Source organism: Fontibacillus forbon, from assembly GCF_046559655.1.
GTDB lineage: Bacteria > Bacillota > Bacilli > Paenibacillales > Paenibacillaceae > Fontibacillus.
The window spans coordinates 144,937-171,222 of record NZ_JBKGFV010000003.1 but is presented as its reverse complement, the minus strand read 5'-3'; the positions used below and the strand labels follow the sequence as shown (position 1 = coordinate 171,222).

Sequence of the window (26,286 nt, the reverse complement as noted above, 5' to 3'; positions counted from 1 at the left end):
GCTCTTTGCATGATTTTGATTAACACCTTCAAGATTCGAATTCGATTTTTCTCTTTTTACCTATATAGTAGGTTTCCGCAGGTCCCAGATAGCTTTCCGCAGGTTTCTTTCCTTCCGGATAAATGACCAGTTTCTCCAATACAAACCCCGGACTTACGGCAAAAATCCTTAATGTATTCAGCCCTTTCCGGCAATGGATTCCCATACTGCATCTCCGAATGTGATCAAGCACTCCTTTTGCCCAATTAAAGTCATCCACCCGATACCCCTCAGGAAGTGTATTAACCACTTTAATCTCTTCCTCATTTACTTGGATCCCGCAGAACAATGTACCTTCATTCGTTACCGGATTTGATGGCTGCATATAGAGTTCTACCTCATACAATCCGCCTTCCTGTAATGCAAACTTATATTCCAGATAAGGCGCATCTTTGCCTGCAGTAAAGTATTCTGTCGTTGGATAAGCCTTCATAGCAGATAATGTCTTGCCGTATCCATTAATCACTTCGAATCTGCTGACATCAACGTTCTGATTTATGGCTTCCTTGTTCAGAGCATAATGTTCGGCTTCGATGGAAATATATCCGTTCGTCTCGATAAAGGTCATGTCCGGCAGTTCACTAAAATCACACCGGGATACGTTCACGATAACGGTACAGGTACCTACCGGCATTTCTATGACAATATGACCTTCCGTCTCGCCATTCAACGCGCTGCGGTCAATCTTTACATGAACGACGTCCGTTGTTTGTTCTTTCCCGTCCAAGCTGCCGTTCGTTTTGGAACAGGTTAGCCATGAATGATTACAAGTGATCCTGTACTCGGCGGTAAGATCGCTAATACTCGAAATCGTAAATGAAGCTTCCTCCACCTCCGGCTGCAAAAAATCATTCATAACTAATTTATTTTTATGCCATGAGCTTCCTTCACTATACTGAGTCGTTCCATCAACGGTTACGAGTAATCTGGGTTTATTCGCAGGTATGACATTCATGAGAATCGGATTTCGAGCCTCGTCTTCATTCCATTGCGTGAAGCCGATGTGCTCGGATAGCCCCATACCGTACCATCTGCCCTGATCCATAGTATGAAACTGGTCCACAAGCTCCCTATCTTTTGTCAGGCATTCTCGAATCTGTTCAGTAAGCTTATTGGCTTCCATTTCCCCGAGCTTTGCTTTGTAATGGTTCTTACCCGTGAGCAGCCACATTTTTTGTAAATTGAGATTTCCGACAGCCGGATAATAGACGAGTGCAAAATAGCCCGGCAAGTGCGCTTCATCCACCGTATGATATAGCTCATTAGCCAGATCCAAAAGGTGATCGATTTGGTTTAATAAATCATCGGTTTCCTTGTAATTCACCGGATGATATACCTTTGAATTCATATGTTCAGGCCTGCGCTTATGAGCAATCTTAGTATATCCCGTCATGAGCTCAAAAATCTTGTTCATATCCTTCTCCAGGAACGTGCCGGCAAACTGCTTTTGAATCCATTGCTTCGTATATAAATCCGTCTTATTGATCGCCCCGGTTCCCCATTGTTCAAAATCATAAGCCAGATCAAGAAAATAAGATAACGGAAATTCTTGCGTGGCGATGTCACCCACATTAACGATCCAAAGGTCGCGGATTCCAAAGTCGTAAGCCATCGTCATCTGCTCCCAGATTTTCGGGAGGTAGGAGCTGTTAATCCATTCATAAGAGATCGGCCCGCCGTGATAATCAAAATGATAATACATGCCATAACCGCCTTTATGGTTGCGCATCTCTTTGGTTGGCAGGGTCCGGAGATTCCCGTGGTTATCGTCACAGAGCATTAAAATAACGTCCTCAAGCTCCTCGGAGCCGATTAATCCAGGCGTATTCTTATTTCCATAGAAAAAAGGCTCCACTTCTTTATATAAAGCCAGCATTTTGGGTACTTCGGAAAGGTTTGAATGAATATTTTCCCTGATCAACCGGGTTTGCGTCTGCAGTACCTCCCGCAGCAACCGGATGTTATCGGCAAGGGTAGCTTCTTTCCCCATGATGGCCGTATCCGCTTCACCGCGCATACCGACCGTAACTACGCTCTCGAATTTGCCGCTGCGTTTCAGGCCGTCTTCCCAGAATTTCGTGATCCCTTCCCTGTTCGCAACAAAATTCCAGGCGTCCCCATAAATCGAATCCTTTCCGCGGAGATATTTATATTCCTCTCCATAACGCAAACAAGGCTCATGGTGGGAGGCCCCCATGACGACTCCATATTCATTCGCCAATTCCGCATTGGCTAAGCCCGGTCCGTCATCATAAAAACGGGCTGACCACATGGCAGGCCAGAGGTAGTTCCCCTTCAGCCTCAGCAGCAGTTCAAACACGTGATCATACATTTCCGCATTAAAGCCGCCGAAATTTTTCGTGGTCCAATTCCCAAAGGCCGGCCATTCATCATTGATAAAAAAGCCGCGAAAACGAACGGACGGTTCTTTCGAGATATATTTCAAATCCCCGCTCAAGGCGAAGGATTCTTTGCGCTCCGGTTTTACATTCGCCCAATCCACCAACGGAGAAACGCCAAGCCGCTCCGACAGATGAAAAAGTCCATAGATCGTACCGCGTTTATCGCTTCCTGCGATGACCAATGCTTTTTCAACGCCTTCAAAGGGACGATCAACGACCTGGAATAAAAAAACCTCTCTTTTCCCCTCGATTTCCGACAAATCGATCAATTTATTCTCTTCAAGCTCGAGCAGCATGGGACTGTGACCTGCGGTTCCGTACAGAACGACATTTTTTCCAAGCCGATTTCTGTCCGTTGCCGCTTGCGGGGCATAACCAAAAACCAGCTCCACATCATGCATTACCTTTTCAGCAATCTTGTTCACACCGCTGAAGGCTTCCTCTTCCCGGTAAAACAAGGCATCCGACACGGATGGACTGTGGTTTGTAGCGCTTTCATTTTTCAACAACTGCCGAGTTATAGTAAATTCCATAAGACTTCCTTTCTGCTGTTTTTCATGCAGCTTATGCTCCTAGAGTTTTTATTACAGCAAGTATACAAAGGTCGTCTGTTAAAAGATATGTGCCAATGCAAGAAGGATTCTTGTAAATTTCACATGTTTATCTCAGGGGCGTAAGCTTTAAAAACAACAAAAGGAGCTGCCGTAGCATGCTCCATTGTACATTCTCATGTTTTTAAAGTTGTCATCATTCCAAGATTTAAAATCATTCACACTCGTATTCGTACAGTACCAGTCCCTTGACAACGACATCAATTTGGTACTGATACTTCTCCAGCATATCAAGCGGTAAAGACACCGTAATATTCCCCCCGGTACCGTATCCGTACGAGGCTGCTTCTATAGGTTCATTTTGATGGTAAAACGACAACTCAAGCTGGGGCTGCAAAACCTCAGTTTGACCGATATAACCGTCCAAAAGAAACTGTCCGCGCAATTTTTTAGTGTCGTTCTCCAATTGGACCATGAGCGTCACCTCTTCTCCATCAGGGAATTGCGTGCGATAAGCCACATCAAGGAGTAGGGTCGTATCCCCCACGGTTTTTATCGGCTTCCCGATTTCGATAGGATGCTCGGTGTCTGCCGGAATCCATTCTTTGCGGAAACCGATTTGAAAAGATTCATCATCCCTGACCTCAGAAACGCGGTACTCTCCGGCATCCCAAAAGACCGATCGCAGAATAGAGTCTACGGTTACAGGTTCCGTTTTATATCGTTCATACTGAAGATACGTCACGATTTCTATCGCGGAAACTATCAATAGGAGCAGAAGAATCAAACCACCATACACAAAAAGCTTCTTTCTCGATTTGATCTGCATAGGAGCTACCCTTCACATTAGTTTTTAGCTTTCATCTTAGCCTGACCAACTAATAGTTTCCATTACTTTTGACACAATTCCCCCTGCCCTACTCAGCCGAAAATAAAAAAGCCGCGCAACAAAGAGAACAGCCCGCAGGCTGTTCTCTCTTGTAGTCTCCCTTAGAAGCAAGTGAACGAGCTAATCCGTTTCAAATCAATGCCGAAGTACCCCCAGAAGAAACCGAACCATCTGAACCCTGCAATAGAATTACGTCCGACGAATACCGGGAAGAACCAGAATTGCTCGCCGTTGTTCAGCCAAATGTATGTGTTGCGGAACAGGCAGCGTCTGATCCCGCCGGGGTCGACGGCAAATGTGGTGGCCTGCATTTGCGGTACGAATTGCGGTGGAGGAGACGTCGGCGGTTGAACGCCCCCCGGTGCTCCCCCCGGAAATCCTCCCGGTGCTCCTCCCGGAAATCCCGGTCCTCCAGGTCCGCCCGGAAATCCTCCGCCGGGTCCCGGCGATGGAAAAAATCCCATATGTGATCACTCCTTTTCAATGAGTAGGCATAATCATCATATGCATTCGCGGATAGGGCGTTTGGGCGGATGCCAATAAAAAATTCCCCGCCCGTCCGCCGACATCATACAATCGTTGACTGAGAAATTACTCCTCTCACAATACGGGTTTTCAGACATAATTCTGCTACTCTACGGTCTCGTAGCGATCCTTTTGCTTCGCCTGCTCGATCCATCCCTCAATCTGGTGCTTAGGCAGCAGGACGTTGCCTCCAAAAGCATTATTTCTATGAAAGTCCCAGTCCCCATAGACTAGCATATGGTACTGACTATCCATTCGTTTTACGAGTCCCCATACGCCGAGGTCTCCCTGTGCGCCGGCACTTATATATAACCAATCCCGGTAATGGAATATATAAGGCTCCCCGAACACCTCAAAATCCTCCAAGTACCCGTTACTCCCGTCTCTGGCCGGGAAACGCCTATCGTAATCCTTAATCATCCATACCTCCAAGACCTTAACCCGTAACCACGCTTTAAAATCATTTCGCTCAAGCACGCGTTCGATGGAGCACTGAACAAAAGAAGACTGCTCAATCTCTTCGGGATGAGAGTCCCAGCCATTAAGGCTGGAGGATACCGGAGTGTACAACATCCAAAAGGGTTCTCCTACCCTCATATGGAAAGGATGATGGATTTTCACCGTTCTAACCTGACCCTGCACGGGAGGGCGATCTGACCGCATCCAATGGGGTTCATCTAGCGGAGGAACTTCATTTTCGTAATCCGACCATTCCATAATCTCATTTTCGAAGCCAACGAGATCAAAAAACTCACTCTCCGTCTTCACGCGCTCCGATAAACCTTTACAGGTGCCGCACACCAAGGCGATTACCTCTTGGTCCATCTGCTTCAACTCCTTCGAGCAACGCCCATGCGTTCAAGGGCGGCAAATCCTCCAGATCCGGCATGAAGCGCAGCTCCTGATTACTTAACCGGTCCTGACGACCTGTAGATTGGCTCTATATTAATTTGTATCTTGTTTCCATTATAGTGATCGTCTGTCCTGAATCCACCTGCTATTCACCTGAATTTCGGTAGGGAATATTAATAGTCCAGTAGACGGCCATTATCGTTCCATTGACCGTACATTTGGTTTGCTCTCGTATTTGTGATGAATTTGTCTAATCTGCTCTTAAATAATTCCGGCTGATTCTTATTGCTTTGGATCGTGTCGACCCGAACTCTTTTATAAAGATCCGGAAAGGCCATGAAATTCTCGTATACTTGCTTATCCTCTTTTAACCTTTGTTCTATAACTCCATCTATTCTAAAAGAATCGTAATCCATATCGGGAAGAACCGCTCTGCCTTCCTCTCTCATGAACCCCAGCTTTTCGAGGCGGCGGACACGTTCTTTATTTAATTCGGTCCATGAACTTTTTTTGCTTCTTGGAGATAGCCTCTGCGCCAGCTCCCTTTCGGAAATTTTCTTCTTGACTCCATCGATCCATCCAAAGCATAAAGCTTCCTCCACCGCGTCCAAATATAACAACACGTCCGGGGTGGGCGTCATACTAACCAAAACCCAGCAAAACTTTTCGGTCTTACAGTTGTTCCGTAGCCAAATCCTTAAATCTTCTCTCGATTTTACGGGAATTAAATTTTCAATTTCCATAGATCAACCATATTATCCTTTCTAAAAGAAATATAAAAAAATGGCCTTTATATTCAAGACCATTTTTTTGAAGGAGTTACTGTTTGCCGGAGATGACTTTATCAAGAAACTTATCTGCGTCACTATTAAATTTCCAGGAAACCCCGAACTTATCGACCAGCATTCCAAAACACGATGACCAAGGTGTATTTGATAACGGCATTATAACATAGCCCCCAACGGACAAATGATTAAAGTATTCTTCCAATGCTTGTTTATCATCAATGACCAGACTAATAAGTATATGGTTTCCTTTCGCCAACTCGCCGGTTACCGCCTTCATGGACGGCAAAATATCCGACATCATGATTCTCCCGCCTGCAAATTCTATGGAAGACTCCATGATCATATTTAATTCATTTTCCGGCAATGGATAGTTCGGATCCTGCGGAAAGTCCCTGAATTTCACTTTTTTCACCTCGTTCGCATTCAGGGCCTCGGAATAAAATTGGATCGCTTGTTCCGCGATACCATCAAAGTTTAAATAAGCAATAGCTGCCATAAAGTCATGCCTCCTTCTTTTGATAAATGAAGTATAATTTATAAGTGGTGACATCTGTATGTCACCTTTTATAAATAAGTGTAAAAAGAGGGACAACTATGGAGAAGGTAGAGAGATTAATATCTATAGTCATGATATTGCTGAAAAAAGACGTCGTTTCAACCAAAGAATTTGCCCAATTATTCAGCGTTTCCAAAAGAACGATTCTTCGCGATATGGAAACCCTGAGCCTATCCAACATTCCCGTCTATTCCGTTCATGGAGTTAACGGCGGATACGGTATTTTGGATGAATACAAGGTGGATAAACGTCTTTTAAATAGCTCCGACTTAGAAAATATATTGACCGCGCTCGGCGGATTGGAACAAATTTTGATTAGCGAAGAAGTTGAAGTCACGATCAAAAAAATGGAGGCCATGGTTAGCCCATTGTCCATGAAGGGTTCGATCCAGCTGTCATTTTATGATTGGGCAGGCCGGTCCGAGATCATTAAGACCTTGAGAATATGCCAAGAATCGATATTAAAGCGAAGGTTGGTCTCATTTGACTATATTGATAAAGACGGCGCCACGACAAATAGACTTGTCGAGCCTTACCGGCTTCATTTTAGCGAAACGAGTTGGTATTTGAAGGGATTCTGTTTGCATCGTCAGAGTTATAGAACATTTAAATTATCCAGGATCGATCATCTCTATATGGATGAAAAAACGTTTAATCCCAGAGATGATGCATTAGAACAAGAAGAAGCCAAGTATCAACCGCAACTGGTCGCTATTAAGGCGTTGATTTCGCCCAGCATTAAAGATCAATTCATTGAAAGGTACGGTCGTAAGAGTATTGAAAACTATAATTCCGAATATTTCTTGGCAACCATCCATATCCCTCAAAACAGTTTTGGATTTCAATTTTTGGCCAGCTTCGGTACGAATCTGAAAATTGTGGAGCCCCCATCCTACGTTGAGGAATTTCGAAATTATTTACTTAAAATGGTGGATAAATATGGTGATGGTTAATGGTGCGGTCTTAGCCCTGAATTCAATGGGACTGAGGCCGTTTTTTTTGCCTTCAATCGCCCCCAAATGTTCCGTTAAACTGTTAATCAATTCGTCTGTCAACGATAGCGCGACATTTTCTTTTGCCCAAGGCGTTACCTTTTTCAGATAATAATCGTTGCATTTTACAACACTATTTTAATTATATCCAATAGGGATCGATAAACTGTTGTAATATAGCAACGTTATGCTATACTTAATGCGATAGTTGATGTACTTAAGACGTCCAGAGGAGAAGATAAGATGAAACAGTATTTCTTTCAAACAGCTCGCAGCGTTATCGCAGGCTGCGGCTCCTTAGAGCGGATTGTGGAGCATCTGCAAAGGCTAGGGTCTTTAAAATCGGTGCTGCTTGTATCCCAGCCCTTTCTTCAAAGCAGCGGCACGCTGGACGAAGTTACAAATCTTTTGAAGAGCGGCGGTATCGCCGTGCACTGGAATACAGATGTTCAGCCTGAACCGACCATCGCCCAACTGGAAGAGCTTTATAGCGCAATAGCCGAAATTCCCTGCGATGCGATTATCGGGATCGGCGGAGGCAGTGTGCTGGATGTTGTAAAGCTGCTGTCGGTCATGAAAACCAATGACCTCTCTGTCCGGGAAATGCTGGGGACGGATCTGATTCCGAATCCGGGCATTCCGACGGTACTGATCCCCACCACCTCGGGCACGGGCTCGGAAGTGACGCCGAACGCCATTGTGACTTTGCCGGAGGAAGAGCTGAAGATCGGCGTAGTAAGCCCTTACTTACTGCCTGCGCTTGTCATTTTGGACCCGTTGCTGACGCTTGGTTTGCCGCGCGACATTACGGCTTCGACGGGAATGGATGCCTTTACCCACGCGCTGGAGTCGTTTATTTCCAACAAGGCCAACCGTTTCAGCGACATGTTCGCTCTTGAATCCATCCGCAACATTTCCGCAAGTATGCTGCAGGCCTATCACCGCGGCGAAGACAGAAAAGCGCGGGAGGATATGCTGATCGGTTCCATGTACGGCGGAATGGCGCTGACCTGTGCCGGAACGGCGGCCGTGCATGCCATGGCTTATCCGATCGGCGGGAAATTCCATGTACCGCACGGCGTTGCCAATTCCATGCTTTTGCCGCACGTGATGGAATTTAATTTCGATGCGATTGTGGAGCGGCTGGCTCTCGTTGCCGGAGCGATGGAACTTCAGACGGGAGCGGGAAAACAGCGCGATGCCGAGCAGGTGATCGAGCAGATCCGGTCGTGGATCCGGGAGATGAGCATTCCTCAGGATTTGGCGCTCTTCGGAGCTGCGCGCGGGGATATTCCCGAGCTTTCGCTCGCGGCCTCGCAAGTTACCCGGCTGATGGGCAACAATCCGAAGGCGATGACGCTGGGTGACATCGGGGCGGTATACGGCAAGCTGTTTCATTAAGAGGTTCTGAGGCGCTGTTTATTACTGCTTTAAGAGCAACAGCTGGGTTATAATGGCATAAAAAAACAAGGATGAGTCGTTGCATGAAAATTAAAACAATCGTCATTGCTCCTTACCCGGGATTATCCGAATTAACGCTGAGTTTGCAGCATGAGCTGCAGGAGTTTGAAATTGTAGTGGAGCATGGAGATCTGTCGAGGGTGCTGCCACTGATCGGCCGCATTCACACGGAAGGCTACGATGTCATAATCAGCAGAGGCGGAACGGCAAAGCTGCTGCAAAAGCATTCCTACCTGCCGGTCGTGGAAATTCCCGTCTCCGGATTCGACATCTTGCGGATCCTGACGCTGGTAAAAGAATATAACGCCAAATGTGAAATGATCGGATTTCCCAACATCATCGAAGGCTTTATGTCCGTGTCCAGCTTGATGGAAGTCGATATTACTTACACCGTTATCCATCAGGAGCAGGAAGTCGGCGCAGCCCTGGCGGACGCCAAATCGAGGGGCATCCAGGTGGTCATTGGCGACAGCATCACGGTCAAAATGGCGGCAGAGAGCGGGCTGCAGGGCGTGCTAATCACCTCCGGCAAAGAGTCTTTAATGGAAGCGTTCTCGCGGGCCGGGCAGCTCTATAAATCCTCCGAGAAACTGAAGATAAAAAATGAAATGTACGAGGCGATGCTGGGCAAGCTGCAGGGCGGATATGCGGCAACGGACCAAGGCGGCAAGCTGGAGTTTGCCAACCCTTCGTTCAAGCATCTGCTGAAGCTTCCCGAAACGGCGGATACGCTGTACGCCATGTATCCGGGTCTGCGCGAAATGCTCAGGGACGTCGGCCGGGGGGCGGACTTTGACCGGGCGACAGCCGTTTATGAGCCCGAGCAGGGTTTGTACCTGCGGGCGCAAGCACTGCCTGCCGCGGATGAACGCCGGCTGTATATGCTGCTCGCATCGGAGGAAGAACCGGAGCACAGCGGCCTTGTGGCCAGTTACCTTCTGGCGGAAGCCCCTTTTTTCTGCCATCAGGAAGAAGGCGGTCAGGAGACGGACTTTCAGGCTTATCCCGCAGCCGTATACGGCGAAAAGGGCAGCGGACGCAAGCGGTACATCATCAACGCCGCCCTCTCCGAATCCAGGGACGGCATCTTGTACCTCCATATCCGCAGATCGTCGGAAGAGGTACTGAAGGCCATGATGGAGCTAATGCTGTATGGCGGCGGGCGCGTCACCGCCATAGAAGGGGCGGAAATGCTGTCCGCCAAGCAACAGAGAGAGCTGGCCGAGTTCATTACCAAGCGTAAGATGAAGACGGTCTTTCTGTTTGACAAGGATCCGGAAGTGCTCGCCGTGGAGGAACGACTGGCCGGCAAGCTGCTGCGCATTTGCCAGAACCGGAGAACTCCGCTTCCGGCCCTACGGGATACGCCATGGCTGGAACGCAGCATCCGCGCCTGCCTGATCTGGACGAACGAACGGCAGGGCAAGCAAATTGCGGGTATCCGGGGAGAAGTGATGGAAGCGCTTCTCGCGCATCCGTGGCAAGGTAATTTTACCGAACTGCGCACGGTGATGGAGCTCTTTGTATCTGCGGCGGAGGGGCCGTTCATTGAACGGGAAGCGCTGGCGATGCTCGAAGAAGGAAGCCGGAAAGCCCGCAGCGGATTGGCCCCGGCGCCCGGTAGAGAAGGACTGAACCTGCGCCAGCCGCTGGAGGACATTGAGCGGGACATCATCCGGACCGTGCTGGAGCAGGAAGGCATGAACCAGTCGCTGGCCGCCAAGCGGCTTGGCATCAACCGCTCGACCCTGTGGCGCAAATTAAAAGAAGACTGATAGAGGTTGTTCAAAAAGTCGTCTTTTGATCACGAAGCGAATCAGATGTAACTCGGCATCGAATCTTGAATTCAGCCGGGCCTTCCGGTGCTCACGTACCCAAAACGTACGCTCCGCTCCTCAGGCCCTAGCTTCATCCAACCTTCTCGGTGCTGAAAAGCCGACTTTTTGAACACGCACTGAAAGGGCGGGCTGCTTCCGGAGCAGTGTTCTGCCCTGACGTACTTGATTGCTGTTGTATGGAGGGGGTTAGAAAATGAACATCGCCGTCATCGCGGATGATTTGACCGGGGCGAACGACACGGGGGTGCAAATGGCCCGTCAGGGCCTGGCTACTTCCGTTCTGCTGGAGCTGAAGACGGGCGGCGGGAAACAGGAGGCCGTTGTGTTTGATACCGACAGCCGCTCTCTTCCTCCGCTGGAGGCTTATCAGAAAGTCAAAGATGTATGTCTGTTTCTGGGGCGCGGCGGAGAAGCTTCCTCTCCTGTCATCTACAAAAAATTTGATTCCACGCTGCGCGGAAATATCGGCAGTGAACTGGACGCCGTTTTTGAGACGCTGCAGCCTGATTTTATTGTCATCGCTCCTTCTTTTCCAAGGGCCGGGCGCACGCTGACGGACGGCATAGTGTATGTAAACGGGATGCCGCTACACGAGACGGAGATGGCCTTCGATCCCAAGCATCCGGCAACGGAATCGGCTTTCTCCGCTATTCTTGAGCGGCAAAGCCGTTATCCGGCAGCCCTTATTCCGCTGGATCGGCTTAGGGGTGAGCGCGCCGCGCTTGTTGAACTGATTGACAGGTATCACCAGTCAGGCATTCCCTATCTGCTGTTCGACGCGGAACTGGAAGAAGATCTGGCCTTGATCGCTTCCTTGTTTCCCGAAGAACCGGGACGGCCGAAAGTGGTATGGGCCGGGTCGGCGGGCTTGGCAGGCGCCCTGACGACGCAAATTCTCCGCAGCATGAGAAGAGCCTCGGAACAAGGCAGTGTCGTACTGGATAATTCTTGCAAGAACCAAGCCATTTCCAACAATAATACCGTGTATTACGATAGTAATTGTGTGATTATTGTCGTAGGCAGTGTCAACCCATGGTCTCGCCGCCAGCTAACCGAACTGGTGAAAGAGGACAGCGTCTGTGCTATCGTCGTTGAATCGGATAAGCTGCTCTTCCCAAGCTCCTGCGGGATGGAATTGAACCGGGTCCGCGAGCTTGCCGTTGGCATCATTTCCCGGGAGAGAAAGCATGTGGCGCTCTATACTTCGGGCGATCCGGACGAGGTCGAACGGGTCCATGAGCTTGGCCGCGCCAACGGCCTTAGCGCTACGGAAGCGGGCGAGCGCATCAGCGCGGAGCTTGGCCGGGTGGCTGCCGATATTATCGCCGAATGCGGAATCCGCCACATGGTGCTGACCGGAGGCGATACCGCGAAGCAGGTCTGTCGCCATTTAAGCGACGTGGAGATCAAACTCATCGATGAGGTGGAGAACGGAGTTCCGCTCGGGCGGACGCCGGGGGAATCCGGCAGATATATTATTACGAAAGCAGGGGCATTCGGAAGCGATCAGGTACTGGTCCGCTCCGTGAAGGCTCTGCAGAAAGGCGTGACAAAATGAAGCCGATTATTGCCATTACTATGGGGGATGCGGCCGGTATCGGTCCTGAGGTTATTGTGAAGGCGTTATCGCACCCTGAGGTTTACAAGGCGTGCCAGCCGGTTGTCATCGGCGATGCCGGAACGCTAAAACGGGCAGCCGCCGTCTCCGGCCGGAGCGAAATGGAAATCCGCCCGGTGGCGGAAGTCACGGAGGCGCTTTTCCAACCGGGCATTATTGATTGCATCGACCTGAATCTTCTGCCGGACCCCGTGCCTTTCGGGCAATTGTCTCCCGCTGCGGGAAATGCGGCGTTCCATTATATTGCCAAGGCCGTTGAGTTGGCTACGGCCGGTGAAGTCGGGGCAATCTGTACCGCTCCGTTGAATAAGGAAGCCTTGCACAAGGGGGGACATCTCTATCCCGGACATACCGAAATTTTGGCCAAGCTGACGGAAACGGAAGATTTCTCGATGATGCTGTCCACCGGACGCCTCAAGGTGATTCACCTGACGACCCATGTCGGTTTGGTCAAGGCCGTGGAAATGATTACGCCGGAGCGGACGTACAATGTGCTGAAGCTCGCGGATCAGGTACTGCGAACGGCGGGAAACGAGCATCCGCGTATCGCCCTGTGCGGCATCAATCCCCATGCGGGAGAGAACGGCTTGTTCGGAAACGGCGAGGAGGAAGAGAAGCTGCTTCCGGCCGTAGAGAAAGCGCGGGCGGAAGGGATGGATGTATTTGGTCCGGCTCCGGCGGATACCCTTTTTTACAGGGCCATGCGGGGAGACTTTGATATCGTCGTCGCCTGCTACCACGACCAGGGGCATACGCCGATCAAGGTGCTCGGCATTGAGGCCGGCGTCAATATCACCGTTGGCCTGAAGGGCGGCATCATCCGTACCTCCGTTGATCACGGCACGGCTTTCGATATTGCCGGAAAGGGCATTGCGGATGAAAGAAGCATGCTGGAGGCGATCCGCTCCGCCGTCGAGCTGGCCCCGAAGCAAGCAGTTTAAGGGGTAGTTCAAAAAGCCGTAGCCGATTATTTAAACACGTACTTTAATACGGAACCCTTGGGGCTGCTTGGTCTTGGAGTTCAAGATACATGAAGAAACAGGAAAGGGCTGGGGACAATGCTGGAAGTGAAGGGAATTATACCTGCCATGGTTACCCCGCTGGATCAGCGGGAAGAAATCGACGAGAAGGCGCTGCGGGAGATGGTAAACCGTTATATTGACGCCGGAGTGCACGGACTTTTTTGCCTGGGGACCAACGGCGAATTCTTCAATCTTTCTTTTGAAGAAAAGCTGGCGGTAGCGCAAATCGTCATCGATGAGACGCGAGGCCGCGTGCCCGTGTATGCCGGGGCAGGCTGTGCCGGAACGGGCGAGACCCGCCGCCTAGCGCAAAGACTGGAGCAGGCGGGAGCGGATGCGCTTTCCGTGATTACGCCTTATTTTCTGACCTACACGCAGCCTGAGCTGCAATACCACTTTGAAGCCGTAGCGGGAGATACATCGCTGCCTATCGTGCTGTACACGATTCCGGCGCGTACAGGCAACACGCTCAGCGTGCAGACGGTGGCCAAGCTGGCGGAATTGCCGAATATCGTTGGCATCAAGGACAGCAGCGGCAGTTTCGATAACATTTTGCAATTAATCGACCGTACACCGGAATCTTTCTCCGTGCTTGCCGGGACGGATTCGCTCATCTTGTCCACGCTCATGGCAGGGGGCACAGGGGCTATTGCAGCAACGGCCAATATCTTCCCGTCCGCGGTGGTGGCGATTTATGAGCATTGGCGCTCCGGCGAATACGAGCAAGCAGAGAAGGCACAGCGCGTCCTTCGCGATCTGCGGGCATCCTTCGCGCTTGGGACCCTGCCTTCCGTACTGAAGGCCGTGCTCGATGAGATCGGATTGTCGGCAGGCCCGGCTCGGCGGCCCGTGGCTCCATTGACGCCTCAAGCGCTGGAGGAAGTGCGCCGTATGGTGGCTAGTTACGCAGAGAGAGGCTTACTGTAAATTTTTTTGTCTATCATATTGCAAATTGCAACTTATTTTTAAAATGAGTAGCACAAAATAGATTTCGTGCGCAATTTTCCATGAGTTATAGCTATTTTTGCATTAATATTCTACTTCTGCCGTGAGATACTAGCCTTAGATACACTCCTAGTATTTCAAATTACACTATGAGGGGGAACAAATTTTGAGAAAAAAGAAAGCGTTTTACTTACTCTTCGCCGCCCTGCTTACGGCAGGGAGCGTGCTGGCCGGCTGCTCGCAAAATGCCAACAAGAACACGGCTAACAGCGGGAACGGGAATACGGAAGGAAACGGCAGCTTTTCTTATTTGATGCATGATAAATTTATTAACTGGCTGCATGAGGACAAGTGGTATCCGTACGTGGAAGAGGCCACCGGCACGAAGGTCGAATTTGTTCCCGGCGGGTCCAACGACGACGAGTACTACGCTTCCGTCGATCAGAAAATTATTAGCCGCACCTTCCCCGATTCCGGCATCGTTTCGGTTTCGCAGGCTACCGTATACGGTGCCCAGGGCGCTTTTGTCGATCTCGCTCCATATATCGATAAATTCGGACCCAATATCAAAAGTTATATAGAAAAGAACCCAACCTATAAAACGCTGATTACCAATGAAGACGGAAAAATCTATGGGCTGGTCGCCGAGGCTCCGCGTTTTGCGGACTTCATCTTCTATCGCGCCGATCATTTTAATAAGGCCGGCATTACCAAGGTGCCGCAGACGATTGACGAGTTGACCGAAGCGATGCGCAAACTGAAAGCGCATTACGGCAAGGAGGATAAGAACTACTATCCTATGGTCGGCCGTGAAGGATACATCCGCTTCCAGAGCGCATTCAATGCAGCCGCCAATTACGATGACGGCATATCCAAAGGGGTGTATGGCAACGGCAAAACAGGCACGGACCTGTATTCCGAAGGGTACAAGAAAATGGTGGAATGGTACAAGACCCTCTATGATGAAGGCTTGATCGATCCTGAATGGGTAGCGGGTTCCGGCACGGAGGAAAGCTGGGAATCGAAAATGCTGACAGGACAAGGCTCTATCAGCTATGACTATCTGACCCGTCCATCGTGGTTCTTGGATAACGGAGGACCGGAGAACGATCCGGACTATACGATTTCTATCCTGCCTTATCTGAAAGACCTGAACGGCAATCCATCCGTACAGACGACGGAAACCCAGTACAACACCTTGAGAGCGATGGTAGTTAACAAAGACAGTGAAGACAAAGCGGAAACGATTATTAAATTCCTGGATTACCTCTATTCCGACGAAGGCCAAACGCTCGTATCGTGGGGCGTTAAAGGCGAAAGCTATGAGGAATCGGGCGGAGAGAAGAAGTACATCGTGAACTTCTCGGAGCAGGAAGCAACGCCTGCCGGCGAACCGCGCTGGTCTTTCCTCAATGACCGTCTCACTTTCGTCAAGCCGATCGATAACGATGCCTTCTACTCCTGGAATACCGATCTTGTACGCAAAGCCGCGCATGAACTGTTCACGGATCAAAGTTTGAAAACCGGCGTACAGGTGACTTACACGGCTGATCAGGCAAAACAATTGGCCGACCTTTCCGCCAAGGTCAATGAGGCGGTAACCGCAGGCGTGACGCAATTCGTCACCGGTAAACGCCCTATGAGCGAATGGGACGCCTTCCTCGGCGAAATGGAAGCGGCAGGCTACAAGAATATCGTAGCCCTCCAGCAAGAAGCTTACGACGCCATGTATAAATAAACAGCAGTAACGGCCGCGCCATCCTCCAAGGGACGGCGCGGCTCCTAAATGCAGGGTACAAATACAGATAAAATGGGTGGTGGAGAAAGTGATAACAAGCGAAAGAATGACGACTCTTCCCCGGAAAACAAGGACGCGCCGTTTTCTCGCCTATATGAATACGAACAAGCTGCTGCTGCTCATGCTGTTACCCGGTTTGATCAGCCTCGTATTGTTCAAACTGGCTCCGCTGGCCGGCATGATTATCGCCTTTCAAGATTTTAGCGCCTTCCGCGGGGTGCTGGGCAGTCCCTTTGTCGGTCTGCAACATTTTCAGCGTATCTTTGAGGATCCTTATATTTGGATCCTCGTCAAAAACACGGTCATTCTCGCCTTCTATTCTCTTGTATTCACGTTTCCCATTCCGATTCTGTTCGCCTTGCTGCTGAACGAGGTACGGGTCCGCTGGATCAAAGGAAGCGTGCAATCGCTGAGCTTTTTGCCTTATTTCATTTCTTCGGCCGTTATGGTCAGCATTCTGTACACGCTGCTTTCGCCTTCGACCGGCCTTGTTAACGATATTCTGGCCAGCTTTGGCCTGGACAAGATCTATTTCATGGCTGAACCGGGATGGTTCCGCAGCAACTACGTGCTGCTTCAGGTATGGCAGACCTTCGGCTATTCGGCCATCGTCTATATTGCCGCAATGGCAGCTATTGATCCATCCGTCTATGAATCGGCTTCGCTCGACGGCGCCAGCCGCTTTCAGCAAATGCTTCACATCACGCTGCCTTCCCTTAAGCCGACGATTGCCATCATGCTGATTATCAGCGTGGGCAACATTTTCACGGTCGATCTGGACCGGATTTTGCTCATGTACAACCAAAGCGTCTATGAGACGGCCGACGTCATTCAGACTTATGTGTACCGCCTGGCTTTCGCCAGCTCGGGATTCCCGGAATACAGCTATGGCACGGCAGTCAACCTGCTAAAATCCGTAGTCGCCTACGTCCTGGTTGTCGGCACCAACAAGCTGTCCACTAAATATTCCGATACGCGACTATTCTGAGAAAGGAGAAGGATGATGAGATCAAAGATCAGTCTGTTCGACATCTGCAACAATATTTTTCTGCTATTGATCGCTCTTATCTGCACGTATCCTTTCCTGTATATATTCTTTCTTTCCATCAGCGACGGAAGAAGCATCGCCTCGGGGGACGTCGTGTTCTTTCCGAAGAACCCCAACTTTGAAGCCTATCAATATATTTTGACGAATCCGAGCCTCGGCATTTTCCGGGGGCTGCTGAATTCGGCCATCTATACGGCGGTCGGCACGATTGTCGCGCTGCTGCTGACGTATATGACGGCTTATGTGCTGTCCCGCAAGCAGATTAAAGGCCGCTTTCTGATCATGAGCCTGTTCGTGTTCACCTGGGTATTCGAAGCGGGAATTATTCCGGCTTATATCGTCCTGAACAAGCTTGGCTTTGTTGACAACTGGCTGGTGATGATCATTCCCAATGCGATTAATGTGCAGTTTCTGATTATTACGAAAACATTCCTGGACGGCTTGCCGCCTGAACTTGAAGAAGCAGCCAAAATCGACGGCGCCAACGATTTCCAGATTATGAGCCGCGTCTTTCTCGCCATCTCCAAACCGATTCTGGCCACCATCGGCGTCTTCTACGCCGTATTCATCTGGAACCAGTACCTGATGCCGCTCATTTATTTGCAAACTCCCGACTTGCAGACGATTCAGGTTATGCTGAAACGGCTTGTCATCAGTTCGGGAGATTCCAATACGGCTTTCCGCACGATTATCCAGAACGGTATTATGCTGAATCCGGGCAACCTGAAAGCTGCTGCTATCTTCGTAGCGATGGTGCCGATCGTGCTGATCTATCCGTTTGTGCAGAAGTACTTCAAGAAGGGGATTCTGATCGGTTCCGTGAAGTAAGCTCGTCCAGCTTTGTTACGATCACGATCCCATCGTTCAGACCCTACAATATGGCTAAAAGAAGGAGCGAATTATGCTAAACAATCCGATGATCGAATTGAACGACCTTACGGAAGACGGAAAGCTGTATTTCAACCGCCGCCTCGGACTGGTGGAATCCCTTTTGCCCTGCGGTTTTGAAACAAGCCATGCCTGCGACCTGCAGGAACTGCCTAACGGCGATTTGATCTGCGTCTGGTTTGCCGGCTCGGATGAAGGCAACTCGGATGTCAGCATCGTGATGTCCCGTCTGAACGCCGGTGCGGACGCCTGGACGCCCGCTGTAAGAATTTCCGACGATAACGGCTTCAGCGAGCAAAATCCTTCCCTGTTTCTTCACCCAAACGGCGAGCTGTGGGTGATGTACACGGCCCAGCGGGCCCGTACGGCCACCGAGCCGCCGGAGTTTAACCTGCAGTACACCTCCAAAATTTACCGCAAAGTTTCCAAGGATAACGGGTATACCTGGGGGGAGGCAGAGATGATGTTTTCCCGGGAAGGCTCGTTCTGCCGCCAGAAAATCCAGACTCTCTCCAGCGGAAGATGGATCTTCGAGAACTGGATCTGCTTCAATGACGACACCCGCAACGGCAGCGATATCACGGTCATGAACATCTCCGACGATGAAGGCGCCACGTGGCGTAGCGTCGAGGTTCCCGGAAGCCGTGGCCGCGTGCACTGCAACGTGATCGAGTTGGCGCCCGGGAAGCTGATCGGGCTCTTCCGCAGCCGTGCAGCGGACAATATTTATTTTGCGAAATCGGACGACAACGGAGACACCTGGACGGAACCGGTGCGCACCGAACTGCCGAACAACAACTCCAGCATTTCCGCCATCAAGCTTGCGAGCGGCAAGCTTGCCATCATCTATAATGATTTGCGCTTCAACGACAAGCCGGATATTACCGTCTGGCCGTTTGAACGCTGCCCTGTTACTGTAGCCATTTCGGAGGACGAGGGCAGAACGTGGCCGTACCGCCGCCACGTGGAGACCGGCGAAGGCTTCAGCGGCCACAAGAACTTAATCCGCAACCGCCGCTATGAGTATCCTTGCATCATGCAGGCAGCGGACGGAAGTCTGCATGCGGCCTATTCCTTCGGCAACCGCCGCACGATGAAGTTCGTCTCCTTCACGGAGCAGTGGGTGACCGGCGCCGAATAACCGGGCCGATGCCCGACTCAGCCCCTTTTTGGGGCTTTTTTAATCAATTGACAAAGAAAAAGCGGTACGATACAGTGGGAGAATCACATTTACGGCTACCTTTTGGGGTGAAACAGAAATGGAAGATCATATCGTTCAGCATTTTCACTCGCCGACAAAATCACAAATGGATCAGTCCCCTTTCATTACCTGGGCTGGTCACCGGAAGTGCGGCAAAGACCATGTCGTAGGTCCGCGCGTCCTCGAGAACTATAAAATGGTGTTTGTCCTTAGCGGCAAAGGTTATTTGACCCAAGGCGATCATGTCAATAAAATGCTAAGCCAGGGAGATATGTTTATCCTCATTCCCAGGGAGAAGCACTTTTACTATGCCGATCCCGAGGACCCGTGGGAAATCATGTGGGTCTCCTTCAACGGCAAGCAGATTCCCTACTATCTGAGCTTGATGGGGCTGGATATTAATCACTGTTGCCTGACGGGAATTACGACGCATACCATTACTAATAAAATGCTGCTGCTGATCCAGGAGCTCCCGGAAGCGAGGGACGGGCAACTGCTATGCATCAGCTATCTGCTTCATATTTTTCACCTGGTTGAGCACGGTGCCAAACACTACGGCGAGGCCGGCCTGCGGACAGGCTCCGAAAGCGTGGTGCAGCAGGCCGTTCTTTTTATCGAGCAAAATTATTACATGCATATCGATGTCGATCTGCTGTGCAAACACGTCAACTACAGCCGTTCCTACCTTTCCCGTTACTTCAAGCGGATTACCGGAATGTCCATCCCGGAATATATCAGCAAAATTCGCATCCAGAACGCTAAGGTGCTGCTGCAGGAAACGGACCTCAACATCCAGGAGATTTCGGCATCCGTCGGCATAGCGGATTCCCTCTACTTCTCCAAGCTGTTTAAAAATGTAACGGGAACCTCTCCCATGTCCTACAAGAAACACAACCAGGGACGCTGAGCCAAACCCGTGTCTATATCTGTAAAAACATATAATCTGCTAGTGAAACGAGTGTGAGCGATGGCTACGATTCATGATGTGGCGCTGAAGGCCGGCGTCTCCGTCACAACCGTCTCCCGGGTGCTGAACGACAGGGGGTATATCAGCGAAACGACGCGCAACAAGGTGTACGGCGCCATGAGGGAGCTGAACTACCAGCCCAACGAGCTTGCCCGTTCGCTGCTGCGCAAGCAGTCCAACCTGCTTGGCCTGATCCTGCCGGACGTTTCCCATCCGTTCTTCGCCAAGCTTGCCGAACGGATCGAGTATTATGCGGACCGGGAAGGATACAAGATTCTGCTCTGCAATTCGCAGATGAATCCTGCCAAAGAGCGGGATTACATCGATATGCTCAAGCGCAGCCGGGTAGACGGAATCATCATGGGCAGCCATACGCTGGAGATCGGGGAGTACCGGAATCTGCATTCCAGGCTTGTAACGTTTGACCGTAAAATCGGGGAGGATATCCCTTACCTCAGCTCGGATAATTACCGGGGCGGTACATTGGCAACGGAACTGCTTATATCCAAAGGATGCCGCAAAATCTTGCATATCTGCGGTAGTCTGGCGTTGGATATGCTCTCCCAGCGAAGAACGGACGCCTTCCTCGACGCTGTCCGGAAAGCGGGAGTGGAGCATGTCATCGTTCAGACGGAGATGAACGGGCTTGACGAGGAACGATACCGCGGGCTTCTGCAAGCCGTGCTGGAAGCTCATCCCGATCTTGACGGGATATTTGCCACAAGCGATGTTATCGCGGCTTATGCCCTGAAGGAATGCATCCGGACGGGAAGAAGCGTGCCGGGCGATGTGCGAATTGTGGGCTATGACGATGTTGGTACGGCCCGGTGGGTTACCCCGGAACTGACCACCATCCGCCAGCCGATCGACGGGTTCGGGCGCGAGGCGGTCAGGCTGCTGCAAATGCAAATCGAAGGCCTTGCCGTAAGCCAGCAAAACGAGCTTCCCGTGGAGCTAGTGGAGCGCGGAACCACTTAAGCGCTGATAGCTTTATATGGGAGAATAGGTGCTTACGGCCATGTTTATATTCCTTTGTGTCAAACGTTTGACATGTCAAAGGATTGACACAAGGTCATAGTGGTCCGGAAGATCGATTACGAATGGGGGGAATGCCCATGTTTGATTTTGAGAATTGCGTAGAATTTGAAGAAAAAGACCTGGATCTCTTAACGGTCGGGGAACTGCTGGTGGACATGATCTCGGGGGATTACGGCGATTCCTTTGAGAACGGCGCGTATCATCGATATTTCGGAGGTTCGCCGGCCAACATCGCCATGAATACAAAGCGGCTTGGCATCCGCCCGCTTGTCGCCTCCGCGGTGGGGAGAGACGGGCTGGGGCAATTTCTGGTGGAGCATTTGAGCAGAGCCGGGATGGATACAAGTTGCGTACAGCGCGTGGACGAAGCAACCAGCCTGGTGGTCGTGACCAAGAGCAGGTCCACGCCGGTTCCGATCTTCTACCGGGGAGCCGATTACCGGCTCACCTACACGGAGGAATTGCGCGCCGCCCTGCTCCGGACGAAGATCGTTCATTTCTCCTGTTGGCCTTTGTCCAGGCAGCCGGTCAGATCGGCGGTGGAGCAAGTGATCCGGGACGCCCGCCAAAACGGGATTCTCGTCTGCTTCGATCCCAATTACCATCCCGCGCTTTGGGAGAAGGGCGAGGACGGGGTGAAGTATATACAATCCATCCTTCCCCTTGTCGATATCGCCAAGCCGTCGGAAGACGATGCCGAGCGGTTGTTCGGGAAAGACACCCCCGAGAATCAGATTGAGAAGTTTCTGGACTTGGGCGTGAAGCTGGTCATTCTGACCTTGGGCAAGGACGGCGCGCTCGTCTCAAACGGACAGGAAACCGTAAAGCTCGCTACGCTGGCTACGCAGGTGACGGATACGACGGGAGCGGGAGATGCCTTCTGGTCCGGCTTTTATACGGCACTCGTCAAGGGGTATCCGATTCGCAAAGCGCTGGAATTCGGGCTTGCGGTCAGCGCGTACAAGCTGCAATTTACGGGGGCGGTCATAGAGCTGCCGGCACTCGAGACATTCAAAACAAAGTACCGAATCTAGGAGGGCGAGAGAAATGGCCATTCACAATCAAGTACAACTGATTACGTATCCCGACTCGCTGGGCGGGAACCTGCAAACCTTAAAACGTGTGCTGGATGAACATTTTTACGATATTTTCAAGGGCGGCGTTCATATCCTCCCTCCATTCCCCTCCTCGGGAGACCGGGGCTTCGCTCCGCTTACTTATTTTGAGATTGAGCCTGCCTTCGGTTCCTGGGATGACATTAGGGCGATCGGGGCGAAACATGACGTGTTGTTGGATGTGATGGTCAATCATATCTCCCGGCAGTCGGAGTATTTTCAGGATTTTCTAAGGCAAGGAAGACGCTCGCCCTATAGTGATTTGTTCCTGACACTCGATAAAATCTGGGCGGACGGCCAGCCCGTTCAAGCCGATATAGACAAGATGTTCCTCCGCCGTCCCCTGCCCTACTCCACTTTCACGATTGAAGAGACGGGCGAAGAGGAGAAGGTATGGACGACTTTCGGCAAAACCGATCCTTCGGAACAGATTGACCTCGACATTCATTCGGATCAGATAAAACGTCTGCTGACCGATATCTTTGAGAACTTCCGCAACAACAACGTCAAAATTGTGCGGCTGGACGCCGTGGGCTACATCATCAAGAAGCTGGGCACGAGTTGCTTTTTCGTGGAGCCCGAGATTTACGGCTTTCTGGACTGGATCAAGGGGCTGGCCGATTCGCTGGATATCGAACTGCTGCCGGAGGTTCATTCCCACTACAGCATTCAATATAAACTGGCGGAGCACGGTTTCTGGATTTATGATTTCATTCTGCCTTATCGCATCCTCGACACGCTCGTCAATAAAAACGCGGAAGCGTTGAAGGATTACCTGACCACGCGTCCTGCGAAGCAGTTCACGATGCTGGACTGCCATGACGGCATCCCCGTCAAGCCCGATCTCGACGGACTGATCGACACGAAGGAAGCGCGCAAGCTGGTGGATACTTGTCTTGAACGCGGCTCCAATCTGAGCCTGATCGTCTCCGACGAGCATAAGGACGAGGACGGGTTCGATGTGCACCAGATCCGCTGCTCCTACTACTCCGTGCTGAACAGCGACGATGACGCTTATCTGGCGGCCCGTGCCATCCAGTTCTTCGCTCCGGGCATCCCGCAGGTGTATTACGTCGGACTTTTGGCCGGAGAGAACGATGAAGAAGAGGTTCGCCGCACAGGTGAAGGCCGGGAGATCAACCGCCATAACTTCAGTATGGACGAGATCGAACAGGCGCTTGGCAAAAGCGCAGTCCGGCGTCTGCTTGCGCTGATCCGGTTTCGCAACGAATACGGCGCCTTTAACGGCGATTTCCGCGTCCTGGAATCGGCAAGCCATGAGGTCCGGCTGGAGTGGACCAAGGGGGATCTGCGCTGTACGCTGCATATTGATCTGGGCACGAACCGGACGGTCATTGATTATGTGGATGCTGAAGGGACGAGTGTTCAATTCGACGTATAGTAAGGGCTGCCTGCCGCCATCCCAACTCTCCATTTAAGTGACGGTCAGAGGCGGTTAACTTATGAAAAATTAATGAGGCCCAAGGATTCCATTTAACACGGAATCCCTGGGCCCCATTTTTTGGTCGAATTATAAGCCAAGTGCGTAAAACTTAGTCCAGAAGCGTGTACATTTGAATGTTTTCAACCTTGGCGTCCTTGATGTGGAAGGTCATGACATCCACGTAATTGGCCGGTTCATACCGGAAATCGTCCTCTTCGTCGGGTGCCCCGTTGCCGAGCAGTTTTCCTTCGGGATAAGCTTCTTTGAGCTGTTCGACGCTGTCCCCCACTTTGATGTTTCGGACCGTGGCATACTTGGGATCGGTAATTTTGATATTGAAAATGTAGAATTTCTTCCCTTCGGCCGCATCGATGGTTTTAATTTCAACCCCCGGAAATTTGTATTGCTTCTCCGTGAAGCCGATCAGCATATCCATATTCAACCCGTCATCCTCGGAGTAGGTATGGGATTTTATTTCCTCCGCTTCTCCCAGCATGCTTTCCAGCTTTTCGTCGTCGGCAATGTCGGAAATCGCAATGGTATGGTCGTTATAGACAAAGGCCAGCTCTTTCAGGATCACGTTCCCGTCTTTTTGAATCGTGCCTTCCTTAATGACTTGGGAATCCGAGTTATTGCTTGCCGAATTGCCGGCAGGCGGGTCGGTTGGAGCTTTGACCGGAGCCTCCGCCGATTCATTGGCCGTGGATGGCGCCGGCGGCGTATCCGCCTGGTTTTCCTGGCATCCCGCCAAAAGGGTGCCAAGAAATGCCGCGAACAACAACAAGGTTGCTGATTTTCTCCCTATTTTCATCCTTACCCCTCCAAAAATGAATGGATTTATCTTCTGAGGTCAGTATAGGAAAACAATTTATTAGTGTAATAACAGATTTGTATCATTCTTGTAACGTCACTTCACATCCGCGGAAGAACGATGGAAACGGTGGTCCCTACACCCATTTTGCTCTCCATTTCCAAGCGCCCGTTAAATTTCTCGGCTATTTCTTTGCAAATGGACAGTCCCAGTCCCGATCCCTTGGCGTCATTCGAATTCTTCGCCCGATAAAACCTTTCCTGAACCCGCGCAATATCGTCCTCGTCGATCCCAATGCCTTGATCCCTAATTTGGATTACCGCTTCTTTCTGCCTGATAAAGGTTTCAATTTTTATGGAAGTTTCGGCATGGGAATACTTGATGGCGTTATCCAAAATATTCGCAATAGCGTGCGACATCAAGATTTTGTTCATATATACCCAAACCGCTTTTTCCAGCTTGACTTCCAGCGTAATGCCTTTACTCTCGGCTTTTGCTCTCATATCCGCAACCACCTGCCCGGTTAACTCCGATAAATCCGTCTTTTCCGTTCCGATCTCTTCCGGACCGGCCTTGTCGAACCGGGATAACATCAATAGCTCGTTGATGAGCAGGGTGAGCCGCTCCGATTCATGTACAAGATGAAAGTATATCTTTTGCAGCTCTTTATCCTCATTTTCTCCCTCATATAAATATTGGGAAAATCCGCGGATGGCGGCGAGCGGCGTTTTCAGCTCATGGGATACGTTGGAGACAAACTGCTTCTGATACTGGATATAATCGTTGATTTGGATGCCCATCCGGTTTAAACCCGCCGCAAGCATCCCGAGCTCGTCTTTCCGGTTCAAATGGACCTGTTGGAACTGCTGTTTGGAGAAATTCTCCGTGGCCGTAAGCAAATATCGGATCGGTTTGGTCGTGGTACGGGCAATAAACAAACTGGAAATCGTGATGAGAACCAGGAATCCTGCCGCGCCGGCAAGCAGAATATTGCGGATTTGATCCATGATATCGTAAAAGTAAGAAATGTCTTCCACAAACTCGAATACGTAGATATTTTGATAATACTTATCTTGAATAGGTATGGCGAAATACAGCAGCTTATTGTCAGTGACGGTGTAAGCGTAATTCCCTTGGAGGGCCCTTTCGATATTCCCTTTAAGGATCACAGGACTCCCGTCGGCAATGATGATTCCGTCCACCGCCAAGCCCAGCAGCTGCTGATTGCTATCGTAGATCCGCACTTCCTTCCCTGAAGCTTTTAACGTTTCCAGAGCGCTTCTCGGCACATTCGAGTCTCGCCCCTCGGCAACGGCTTTGTCATGCTTTGCGAGCACCTCCCTGAAAGACAACTCGCACAGATCCGCCTTTTCCATCATTTGCTTCTCGATGGTCGCAAAACTGAAGTAATCAATCGCCTTATCCACCGAAAAAATAATGACCGCAAAGGAAAGCACCGAAAAAAACAAATAATTCAACAACAGCCGGGTTGCATATT

The 26,286-nt window shown here is 50.6% G+C and carries 22 protein-coding genes; 14 read left to right on the top strand and 8 right to left on the bottom strand.

Going from position 1 to position 26,286, the window contains the following annotated elements; all coding sequences use genetic code 11:
• Positions 1-28: 28 nt before the first annotated feature.
• From ACLB09_RS12885 to ACLB09_RS12860, 6 genes are all read right to left on the bottom strand, one after another.
• Entirely contained in the window at positions 29-2,974 is a 2,946-nt protein-coding gene (locus ACLB09_RS12885; RefSeq protein ID WP_410770242.1) for a glycosyl hydrolase 115 family protein, read from the bottom strand.
• 232 nt (positions 2,975-3,206) lie between these two features.
• Positions 3,207-3,821, bottom strand: coding sequence for a hypothetical protein (locus ACLB09_RS12880; RefSeq protein ID WP_410770241.1), 615 nt, complete (start codon positions 3,819-3,821; stop codon positions 3,207-3,209).
• Positions 3,822-3,982: 161 nt separating this feature from the next.
• The gene (locus tag ACLB09_RS12875) at positions 3,983-4,345 is read right to left on the bottom strand and encodes a collagen-like protein (RefSeq protein ID WP_410770240.1); all 363 of its coding nucleotides are present in this window, start codon (positions 4,343-4,345) and stop codon (positions 3,983-3,985) included.
• A 166-nt stretch (positions 4,346-4,511) separates the two neighbouring features.
• Complete coding sequence (locus tag ACLB09_RS12870; protein ID WP_410770239.1) at positions 4,512-5,231, bottom strand: hypothetical protein; 720 nt, start codon at positions 5,229-5,231, stop codon at positions 4,512-4,514.
• Between the two features lie 200 nt (positions 5,232-5,431).
• Positions 5,432-6,001 (bottom strand): YdeI/OmpD-associated family protein, encoded by a 570-nt coding sequence (locus ACLB09_RS12865; RefSeq protein WP_410770238.1) that lies wholly within the window; start codon positions 5,999-6,001, stop codon positions 5,432-5,434.
• A gap of 76 nt (positions 6,002-6,077) precedes the next feature.
• On the bottom strand, positions 6,078-6,542 hold the full coding sequence (locus tag ACLB09_RS12860; RefSeq protein ID WP_410770237.1) for a VOC family protein: 465 nt from the start codon (positions 6,540-6,542) through the stop codon (positions 6,078-6,080).
• A 98-nt stretch (positions 6,543-6,640) separates the two neighbouring features.
• Here ACLB09_RS12860 and ACLB09_RS12855 point away from each other — a divergent pair, with 98 nt between their 5' ends.
• The 14 genes from ACLB09_RS12855 to gtfA all read left to right on the top strand — a co-directional run bounded on the left by ACLB09_RS12855 (position 6,641) and on the right by gtfA (position 23,935).
• Complete coding sequence (locus ACLB09_RS12855; protein ID WP_410770236.1) at positions 6,641-7,555, top strand: helix-turn-helix transcriptional regulator; 915 nt, start codon at positions 6,641-6,643, stop codon at positions 7,553-7,555.
• Positions 7,556-7,837: 282 nt separating this feature from the next.
• Positions 7,838-8,995: an iron-containing alcohol dehydrogenase gene (locus ACLB09_RS12850; RefSeq protein WP_410770235.1), complete on the top strand. Its 1,158-nt coding sequence runs from the start codon at positions 7,838-7,840 to the stop codon at positions 8,993-8,995.
• 83 nt (positions 8,996-9,078) lie between these two features.
• A complete protein-coding gene (locus ACLB09_RS12845; RefSeq protein WP_410770234.1) occupies positions 9,079-10,830 on the top strand; it encodes a PrpR N-terminal domain-containing protein in 1,752 nt (583 codons plus the stop codon).
• Positions 10,831-11,086: 256 nt separating this feature from the next.
• On the top strand, positions 11,087-12,451 hold the full coding sequence (locus tag ACLB09_RS12840; protein WP_410770233.1) for a four-carbon acid sugar kinase family protein: 1,365 nt from the start codon (positions 11,087-11,089) through the stop codon (positions 12,449-12,451).
• Positions 12,448-13,452, top strand: coding sequence for a 4-hydroxythreonine-4-phosphate dehydrogenase PdxA (gene pdxA, locus ACLB09_RS12835; RefSeq protein ID WP_410770232.1), 1,005 nt, complete (start codon positions 12,448-12,450; stop codon positions 13,450-13,452). Before ACLB09_RS12840 ends, pdxA begins: the two co-directional genes overlap by 4 nt.
• A 117-nt stretch (positions 13,453-13,569) precedes the next feature.
• A complete protein-coding gene (dapA, locus tag ACLB09_RS12830) occupies positions 13,570-14,460 on the top strand; it encodes a 4-hydroxy-tetrahydrodipicolinate synthase (protein WP_410770231.1) in 891 nt (296 codons plus the stop codon).
• A 184-nt stretch (positions 14,461-14,644) separates the two neighbouring features.
• Positions 14,645-16,216 (top strand): type 2 periplasmic-binding domain-containing protein, encoded by a 1,572-nt coding sequence (locus ACLB09_RS12825; RefSeq protein ID WP_410770230.1) that lies wholly within the window; start codon positions 14,645-14,647, stop codon positions 16,214-16,216.
• Between the two features lie 88 nt (positions 16,217-16,304).
• On the top strand, positions 16,305-17,264 hold the full coding sequence (locus ACLB09_RS12820) for an ABC transporter permease (RefSeq protein ID WP_410770229.1): 960 nt from the start codon (positions 16,305-16,307) through the stop codon (positions 17,262-17,264).
• A 15-nt stretch (positions 17,265-17,279) separates the two neighbouring features.
• Positions 17,280-18,152, top strand: a complete 873-nt coding sequence (locus ACLB09_RS12815; protein WP_410770228.1) for a carbohydrate ABC transporter permease — start codon at positions 17,280-17,282, stop codon at positions 18,150-18,152.
• A 73-nt stretch (positions 18,153-18,225) separates the two neighbouring features.
• Complete coding sequence (locus tag ACLB09_RS12810) at positions 18,226-19,353, top strand: sialidase family protein (protein WP_410770227.1); 1,128 nt, start codon at positions 18,226-18,228, stop codon at positions 19,351-19,353.
• 118 nt (positions 19,354-19,471) lie between these two features.
• Positions 19,472-20,320: an AraC family transcriptional regulator gene (locus ACLB09_RS12805; protein WP_410770226.1), complete on the top strand. Its 849-nt coding sequence runs from the start codon at positions 19,472-19,474 to the stop codon at positions 20,318-20,320.
• 60 nt (positions 20,321-20,380) lie between these two features.
• Positions 20,381-21,358, top strand: a complete 978-nt coding sequence (locus ACLB09_RS12800) for a LacI family DNA-binding transcriptional regulator (RefSeq protein ID WP_410770225.1) — start codon at positions 20,381-20,383, stop codon at positions 21,356-21,358.
• A 137-nt stretch (positions 21,359-21,495) separates the two neighbouring features.
• Positions 21,496-22,452, top strand: a complete 957-nt coding sequence (locus ACLB09_RS12795; protein WP_410770224.1) for a carbohydrate kinase family protein — start codon at positions 21,496-21,498, stop codon at positions 22,450-22,452.
• A gap of 13 nt (positions 22,453-22,465) precedes the next feature.
• Positions 22,466-23,935, top strand: a complete 1,470-nt coding sequence (gtfA, locus tag ACLB09_RS12790; RefSeq protein WP_410770223.1) for a sucrose phosphorylase — start codon at positions 22,466-22,468, stop codon at positions 23,933-23,935.
• A gap of 151 nt (positions 23,936-24,086) precedes the next feature.
• Here the strand turns inward: gtfA and ACLB09_RS12785 are convergent, their stop codons facing one another.
• Together ACLB09_RS12785 and ACLB09_RS12780 are read right to left on the bottom strand one after the other, a co-directional pair.
• Positions 24,087-24,788: a hypothetical protein gene (locus ACLB09_RS12785; protein ID WP_410770222.1), complete on the bottom strand. Its 702-nt coding sequence runs from the start codon at positions 24,786-24,788 to the stop codon at positions 24,087-24,089.
• A gap of 101 nt (positions 24,789-24,889) precedes the next feature.
• Positions 24,890-26,266 carry a sensor histidine kinase gene (locus tag ACLB09_RS12780; RefSeq protein WP_410770221.1) on the bottom strand — a complete coding sequence of 459 codons (1,377 nt, stop codon included), beginning with the start codon at positions 26,264-26,266 and terminating at the stop codon, positions 24,890-24,892.
• Positions 26,267-26,286: the final 20 nt, after the last annotated feature.

Bases quoted from the DNA above. Each gene is read 5' to 3' on its own strand.
- ACLB09_RS12885 (WP_410770242.1), bottom strand. From the start codon at position 2,974: ATGGAATTTACTATAACTCGGCAGTTGTTGAAAAATGAAAGCGCTACA.
- ACLB09_RS12880 (WP_410770241.1), bottom strand. From the start codon at position 3,821: ATGCAGATCAAATCGAGAAAGAAGCTTTTTGTGTATGGTGGTTTGATT.
- ACLB09_RS12875 (WP_410770240.1), bottom strand. From the start codon at position 4,345: ATGGGATTTTTTCCATCGCCGGGACCCGGCGGAGGATTTCCGGGCGGA.
- ACLB09_RS12870 (WP_410770239.1), bottom strand. From the start codon at position 5,231: ATGGACCAAGAGGTAATCGCCTTGGTGTGCGGCACCTGTAAAGGTTTA.
- ACLB09_RS12865 (WP_410770238.1), bottom strand. From the start codon at position 6,001: ATGGAAATTGAAAATTTAATTCCCGTAAAATCGAGAGAAGATTTAAGG.
- ACLB09_RS12860 (WP_410770237.1), bottom strand. From the start codon at position 6,542: ATGGCAGCTATTGCTTATTTAAACTTTGATGGTATCGCGGAACAAGCG.
- ACLB09_RS12855 (WP_410770236.1), top strand. From the start codon at position 6,641: ATGGAGAAGGTAGAGAGATTAATATCTATAGTCATGATATTGCTGAAA.
- ACLB09_RS12850 (WP_410770235.1), top strand. From the start codon at position 7,838: ATGAAACAGTATTTCTTTCAAACAGCTCGCAGCGTTATCGCAGGCTGC.
- ACLB09_RS12845 (WP_410770234.1), top strand. From the start codon at position 9,079: ATGAAAATTAAAACAATCGTCATTGCTCCTTACCCGGGATTATCCGAA.
- ACLB09_RS12840 (WP_410770233.1), top strand. From the start codon at position 11,087: ATGAACATCGCCGTCATCGCGGATGATTTGACCGGGGCGAACGACACG.
- pdxA (WP_410770232.1), top strand. From the start codon at position 12,448: ATGAAGCCGATTATTGCCATTACTATGGGGGATGCGGCCGGTATCGGT.
- dapA (WP_410770231.1), top strand. From the start codon at position 13,570: ATGCTGGAAGTGAAGGGAATTATACCTGCCATGGTTACCCCGCTGGAT.
- ACLB09_RS12815 (WP_410770228.1), top strand. From the start codon at position 17,280: ATGAGATCAAAGATCAGTCTGTTCGACATCTGCAACAATATTTTTCTG.
- ACLB09_RS12810 (WP_410770227.1), top strand. From the start codon at position 18,226: ATGCTAAACAATCCGATGATCGAATTGAACGACCTTACGGAAGACGGA.
- ACLB09_RS12805 (WP_410770226.1), top strand. From the start codon at position 19,472: ATGGAAGATCATATCGTTCAGCATTTTCACTCGCCGACAAAATCACAA.
- ACLB09_RS12800 (WP_410770225.1), top strand. From the start codon at position 20,381: ATGGCTACGATTCATGATGTGGCGCTGAAGGCCGGCGTCTCCGTCACA.
- ACLB09_RS12795 (WP_410770224.1), top strand. From the start codon at position 21,496: ATGTTTGATTTTGAGAATTGCGTAGAATTTGAAGAAAAAGACCTGGAT.
- gtfA (WP_410770223.1), top strand. From the start codon at position 22,466: ATGGCCATTCACAATCAAGTACAACTGATTACGTATCCCGACTCGCTG.
- ACLB09_RS12785 (WP_410770222.1), bottom strand. From the start codon at position 24,788: ATGAAAATAGGGAGAAAATCAGCAACCTTGTTGTTGTTCGCGGCATTT.